The sequence below is a fragment of the Spirillospora sp. NPDC046719 genome, from assembly GCF_040645715.1.
GTDB lineage: Bacteria > Actinomycetota > Actinomycetes > Streptosporangiales > Streptosporangiaceae > Spirillospora.
The window spans coordinates 1-6,022 of sequence record NZ_JBEYYT010000509.1 but is presented as its reverse complement, the minus strand read 5'-3'; the positions used below and the strand labels follow the sequence as shown (position 1 = coordinate 6,022).

General features: G+C 72.0%; 5 protein-coding genes. 3 read left to right on the top strand and 2 right to left on the bottom strand.

Annotated elements, in window-relative coordinates; all coding sequences use genetic code 11:
- Positions 1-64 precede the first annotated feature (64 nt).
- Together mctP and ABZ914_RS44490 are read right to left on the bottom strand one after the other, a co-directional pair.
- The gene (gene mctP, locus ABZ914_RS44495) at positions 65-1,675 is read right to left on the bottom strand and encodes a monocarboxylate uptake permease MctP (protein WP_500200755.1); all 1,611 of its coding nucleotides are present in this window, start codon (positions 1,673-1,675) and stop codon (positions 65-67) included.
- A gap of 3 nt (positions 1,676-1,678) precedes the next feature.
- Entirely contained in the window at positions 1,679-1,903 is a 225-nt protein-coding gene (locus tag ABZ914_RS44490; RefSeq protein ID WP_190854014.1) for a DUF3311 domain-containing protein, read from the bottom strand.
- A gap of 432 nt (positions 1,904-2,335) precedes the next feature.
- On the opposite strand from ABZ914_RS44490, the gene ABZ914_RS44485 reads away from it, so the two are divergent.
- The 3 genes from ABZ914_RS44485 to ABZ914_RS44475 all read left to right on the top strand — a co-directional run bounded on the left by ABZ914_RS44485 (position 2,336) and on the right by ABZ914_RS44475 (position 5,946).
- Positions 2,336-4,489: an anthranilate synthase component I gene (locus ABZ914_RS44485; protein WP_500200756.1), complete on the top strand. Its 2,154-nt coding sequence runs from the start codon at positions 2,336-2,338 to the stop codon at positions 4,487-4,489.
- Positions 4,490-4,819: 330 nt separating this feature from the next.
- Entirely contained in the window at positions 4,820-4,966 is a 147-nt protein-coding gene (locus tag ABZ914_RS44480) for a GPGG-motif small membrane protein (protein WP_190854010.1), read from the top strand.
- A 74-nt stretch (positions 4,967-5,040) separates the two neighbouring features.
- Complete coding sequence (locus tag ABZ914_RS44475) at positions 5,041-5,946, top strand: SDR family oxidoreductase (protein WP_500200754.1); 906 nt, start codon at positions 5,041-5,043, stop codon at positions 5,944-5,946.
- Positions 5,947-6,022: the final 76 nt, after the last annotated feature.

Genomic DNA, 6,022 nt, shown 5'->3' with positions numbered 1-6,022 from the left:
CGCCCCCCCGCCGCCGGCGGGGCGGGCCCCCCCGCGGGCCGGGACGGTGCCGGTGCGGACCGGATCAGGTGCTGCTGCTGAGCTCCAGGTCCTTCACCTTCGGGTCGCCCTCGTCGGCCAGGTAGTCGGCCTCGCGGGTGGCGTCCTCGCCGTCCTTGAGCCTGGCCGCCCGGAAGACCAGGGTCGCCGCCACGGCCACGACCAGGTTCACGGCCAGCGCGAGCATGCCCACGTAGACGGTCTTCTCGGTGTCGAGGCCGAGGTCGCTCAGCTTGAACGCCGAGCCGCCGAAGTGCTCCTTGTGCTTGGCGGGGTTCGGGATGTCGTACAGCATCCACAGCCCGGCGATCATGCCCGCGGCCCAGCCGGCGATCAGCGCGGCGCGGTGGAACCAGCGGGTGACCAGGCCCAGCGCCACCGACGGCAGCGTCTGCAGGATGATGACGCCGCCGATCAGCTGCAGGTCGATCGAGAACTGCGGGTCCAGCACCAGGATGCACAGCACGGCGCCGACCTTGACGACCAGCGACACCAGCTTGCTGACCAGCGCCTCCTGCTTCTCGGTCGCGCCCTTGTGCAGGTACTCCTTGTAGATGTTGCGGGTGAACAGGTTCGCCGCCGCGATCGACATGATCGCCGCCGGGACGAGCGCGCCGATGCCGACGGCGGCGTAGGCGACGCCCGCGAACCAGTCCGGGAACATGTGGTCGAAGAGCAGCGGGACGACCGTGTTGGTGTCCGGGTTGCCGTCGGTGACGACCGGCTTGACGCCCGCGGCGATCGCCATGAAGCCGAGCAGCGCGATCAGCCCCAGCACGAAGCTGTAGGCCGGCAGCGCGGCCATGTTCCGCTTGATCACGTTGCGGTTCTTGCTGGCCAGCACGCCGGTGACGCTGTGCGGGTAGAGGAACAGCGCCAGCGCCGAGCCGAGCGCGAGCATGGCGTAGTTCAGCTGGTTGCCGCCGTTGAGCAGGATGCCGTCGCTCGGCACCGGGGTCTTGGCGAACTTGGCCTGCGCCGCGTCGAACACGTGCCCCCAGCCGCCCAGCTTGGACGGGATGTAGAGCACCGCGACGATGATCACCAGGTAGATCAGCAGGTCCTTGACGAAGGCGATCAGCGCCGGGGCGCGCAGCCCGGACTGGTAGGTGTAGGCCGCCAGCACGAGGAACGCGATGATCAGCGGCCAGTGCCCGTTCACGCCCATCGTCTTCAGCACGGCCTGGATGCCGACGAGCTGCAGCGCGATGTACGGCATCGTGGCGACGATGCCGGTGACCGCGATGACCAGGGCCAGCGTCGGGGAGCCGAACCGGGCCCGGACGAAGTCCGCGGGCGTGACGAACCCGTGCACGTGCGACACCGACCAGAGCCGGATCAGCACGAGGAACACCAGCGGGTAGACGACGATCGTGTAGGGGACGGCGTAGAAGCCCGCGGCGCCCGCCCCGAACACCAGGGCCGGGACGGCGACGAACGTGTAGGCGGTGTAGAGGTCGCCGCCGATCAGGAACCAGGTGATCCAGCTGCCGAAGCTGCGGCCGCCGAGGCCCCATTCGTCGAGCGAGTGCATGCTGTCGGGCCTCCGCCACCGGGCGGCGACGAAGCCCAGCCCGCTGACCAGCAGGAACAGCAGCACGAAGACGACCATCTCGGTCGTGTGCCCGTGCGCCATGGCTCAGTCCCTCTTCCGCGTCATGAGGTACACGATCACGGTGCAGGCGACGCCCAGCGGAATGAAGGCGAGCTGCATCCAGTAGAAGGCCGGGAAGCCGGCGAGGCGCGGTCCGTCGCTGTTGAACAGGAAGGTCAGCAGCGGGACGACGACGGGAACCAGCAGGAGCCAGTTCCACGGGCTGCGGTCGGAGCGCCGGGCCGGCTCCGGCGGGTCTTGCGAGGCCAAAGGGATCCTCCTCGTGCGTGCGGCACGCGGTCCGCCCGGATCGCGAGACGGACCCTGCCAGGGGTGGAGCCGGGAAAGGCTATCCGCCTGCGATAACGGCTCGATATCGACCGCGGCACGACTTGACTGGATCGTTCCAACACGTGGACGCCCAGCTCAGCCCACCGGACGGGAGCGGCGCCCGGCGGCGCGGGGCGCGTCCGGTCCGCGGGGTCGCCGCCCCCGGGCGGACACTGGTAGCCTCGCCGTATGCGAACCGCGTCCCGCCGGTGGTGGTGGCGCCGCTGAGGCGGCGCCGGTTCGTGCATGTCCTAGACCAGGCGACCGCCCTCATCGGCGGTCGTTTCCCGTTGTCCGCCGGTGCAGGGCCCGAAACGAGGGGCCACCGCGGTGGAGACCGTCTCACAGCACGCCGACTCACAGCACGCCGACATCGGTCGGGCGGGGATCGGCGAGTTCGTCACCGCCGGGGGCGTACGGGTGACCCGTACCGCCGTCCCGGTCGACTCCGAGCGCAAGTCCGACGTGCTGAACGCCCTCGTCGCCGCCGTGGGGGAGCGGCGCGGCGGCGTGCTCAGCTCGGGCATGGAGTATCCCGGCCGCTACAGCCGCTGGCACATGGCCTACGTCGACCCGTGCCTGGAGATCGTCGCGCGGGGCCGGAACGTGTCCGTCCGCGCGCTGAACGGCCGGGGGCGCGTGGTCCTTCCGGCGGTGGCGGCGGCGCTGCGCCCCGTCGGCGAGGTCCGCGCGGACGGGCCGGCGGAGTTCGGGGTCTTCGTCCCGCCGACGGAGGAGTTCTTCGCCGAGGAGGACCGCAGCCGCCAGCCGACCGTCTTCACGGCGCTGCGCGCGGTGATCGACCTGTTCCGCTGCGACGACCCGCACCTCGGCCTGTACGGGGCGTTCGGGTACGACCTGTCGCTGCAGTTCGAGCCGTTGCGGACGCGCCTGGAGCGGCCCGCCGACCAGCGCGACCTCGTCCTCCACCTCGCGGACGAGATGGTCGTGGTGGACCGCAAGCGCGAGACCTCGCACCGCATGTCCTACGAGTTCGAGGTGGGCGGCGCGAGCACGGCCGGGATCCCGCGCGCCACCGAGCCGACGCCCGTCCCGTCGCGCGGTGAGCTGCCGCCGCAGCCCGTGCCCGGCGTGTACGCCCAGATGGTGCGGGACGCCAAGGAGAAGTTCGTGCGCGGCGACCTGTTCGAGGTGACGCCGGGCCACGCCATGTACGGGCGCTGCGACGCGCCCGCCGTCTTCTTCGAGCGGCTCCGCGAGACGAATCCCGCGCCGTACGAGTTCATGTTCAACCTCGGCGACGGGGAGTACCTGGTCGGCGCGTCGCCGGAGATGTTCGTCCGGGTCACCGGCGACCGGGTGGAGACCTGCCCGATCGCCGGGACGATCAGGCGCGGCGGCGACGCGCTGGAGGACGCCGACCAGATCCGCGCGATCCTGTCGTCGGCCAAGGACGAGTCCGAGCTGACGATGTGCACCGACGTCGACCGCAACGACAAGTCGCGGGTCTGCGTGCCGGGCAGCGTGCGGGTGCTCGGCCGCCGGCAGATCGAGCTGTACTCGCGGCTGATCCACACCGTCGACCACATCGAGGGCCGGCTGCGCCCCGGCTTCGACGCGCTCGACGCGTTCCTGACCCACATGTGGGCGGTGACGGTGACGGGCGCGCCGAAGGCGTGGGCGATGCAGTTCATCGAGGACCACGAGGACTCGCCGCGCCGCTGGTACGGCGGCGCGGTCGGCTGCGTCGGGTTCGACGGGTCGATGAACACCGGGCTGACGCTGCGCACCGCGCAGATCCGCGACGGGATCGCGACGGTGCGGGCCGGCGCGACGCTGCTGTACGACTCCGACCCGGACGAGGAGGAGCGCGAGACGCACCTGAAGGCCAGCGCGCTGCTCGGTGCGCTGGAGGCGTCGCGGCGGCCGTCCGCCGCGGCGGCGGCCGAGGAGCCGGCGCCGCTGCCGGACCTGCCCGGCGAGGGGCTGAAGGTGCTGCTCGTCGACCACGAGGACTCGTTCGTCAACACGCTCGCCGACTACTTCCGGCAGCAGGGCGCCGAGGTGGTCACGCTGCGGCACGGGTTCCCCGTGCGGATGCTGGACGACCACGCGCCGGACCTGGTGGTGCTGTCGCCCGGCCCGGGCCGTCCGGAGGACTTCGCGACCCGGGGGCTGCTGGACGCCCTCGACAAGCGGGACCTGCCGGTCTTCGGGGTGTGCCTCGGCCTGCAGGCGATGGTCGAGCACGCGGGCGGGGAGCTGACCCTGCTGCCCGAGCCGTCGCACGGCAAGCCCGGCCAGGTGAAGGTGGTCGGGGGCGCGCTGTTCGAGGGCCTCGCCGACGAGTTCACCGCGGCCCGCTACCACTCGCTGCACGCCACCCCGGACCGGGTGAAGGGCTTCGAGGTGACGGCGCTGACCGGGGACGTCGTGATGGCGATCGAGGACGCGGGCCGGCGGCGGTGGGCGGTGCAGTTCCACCCGGAGTCGATCCTCACCGCGGCGGGCGGCGCGGGGCACCGGATCGTGGCGAACGTGCTGCGCCTCTGCCGCGCCCGGTGACGCCCGTCGCCCCTGCTCGTCCGGGACGGCCGGGCCCGCAGGGGCCGCCGGGCTCGTTCGGGGCCAAATGTCAACCCGCCGGACGCAGGAGCCGGTCCTCGTCCTGAAGCATCATCGCGGACGTCCGGAAATGGTCCCGTGGTTCCTGGACCGGTCCGGGCGGGCGCGGAAGACTCGGTTTCCGGCCACGGCGCCGTGTCGCGCGGCGCGCGTGATCGCCGTTATCCCGGCGGAGGGGGGAGCGATCCCCCCTCCGCCCGAAACCAAGATTCGGGTTGACCGAATCGAGATGGTGGTTTTGTCGGATTCATACCGGGGATCCCGCTCGCCATGATGACAATCCTGTGGCTCATCGCCGTGATCCTGGTGATCTCCGGCATCTACGTGATCCTCGCCCGGCGCGAGCTGATCTGGGGCATCGTCCTCATCGTCGTCGGGCTGCTCGTCGGCCCCGGCGGCGTGAGCATCTTCACCTAAGCGTGCCGAACCCGGGCAGGGACGTGGCGGAACACTGACGCGGGCTGTCAGGTTTCCGCGCCAGCATCGTCCCCATGAGCCGTGAACTGAAAGACACGATCGCACTGGTCGCGGGCGGCACCCGCGGCGCCGGCCGCGGCATCGCCGCCGAGCTGGGCGCCGCGGGAGCCACCGTGTACGTCACGGGGCGCACCACCCGGTCGCAACGGTCCGAGATGGGCCGCCCCGAGACCATCGAGGAGACCGCCGAACTGGTGACCGCGGCGGGCGGCGAGGGCATCGCCGTCCAGGTCGACCATCTCGACCCCGCGCAGGTCGACGCGCTCGTCCGGCGCATCGACGAGGAGCACGGGCGGCTGGACGTCCTGGTCAACGACGTCTGGGGCTCCGACCACCTGTTCCGGTTCGGTGAGCCGCTCTGGGAGCAGTCGCTGGAGGACGGGCTCCGGCTGCTCCGCCTCGCCATCGACACCCACGCGATCACCAGCCACCGCGCGCTGCCGCTGCTGATCCGCGAGCCCGGCGGGCTCGTCGTCGAGATGACCGACGGGACCGCCGAGTACAACGCCCGCTACCGCGAGGACGTCGGGTTCTTCTACGACCTGGCGAAGAGCGCCGTCATCCGGATGGCGCTCGCCCAGTCCGTGGAGATCGCGCCGCATGGCGCCACCGCCGTCGCGCTCACGCCGGGCTGGCTGCGGTCAGAGGCGATGCTGGAGCACTTCGGCGTCACCGAGGAGACCTGGCGGGACGGCATCGCCGCGAACCCCGGCTTCGCCATCTCCGAGTCGCCCGCCTTCGTCGGGCGGGCCGTCGCCGCGCTCGCCGCCGACCCGGACCGGGCCCGCTGGAACGGCGCGTCGCTGTCCAGCGGCGGCCTCGCGCAGGTCTACGGCTTCACCGACGCCGACGGGAGCCGTCCCGACTGCTGGCGCTACATCACCGACGGGCGGCCCGCCGACCTCACCGGCTACCGCTAGTCCCGGCCCTCCGGCGCCGATCCGCGGGCGCTGCGCGGATCGGCGCCGGGGGGGGCGGGGGTCAGACCTGGGCGGC

What these genes read in the sequence shown, in the direction of transcription:
- mctP (WP_500200755.1), bottom strand. Translation starts at nt 1,675, where the DNA reads ATGGCGCACGGGCACACGACCGAGATGGTCGTCTTCGTGCTGCTGTTC.
- ABZ914_RS44480 (WP_190854010.1), top strand. Translation starts at nt 4,820, where the DNA reads ATGATGACAATCCTGTGGCTCATCGCCGTGATCCTGGTGATCTCCGGC.
- ABZ914_RS44475 (WP_500200754.1), top strand. Translation starts at nt 5,041, where the DNA reads ATGAGCCGTGAACTGAAAGACACGATCGCACTGGTCGCGGGCGGCACC.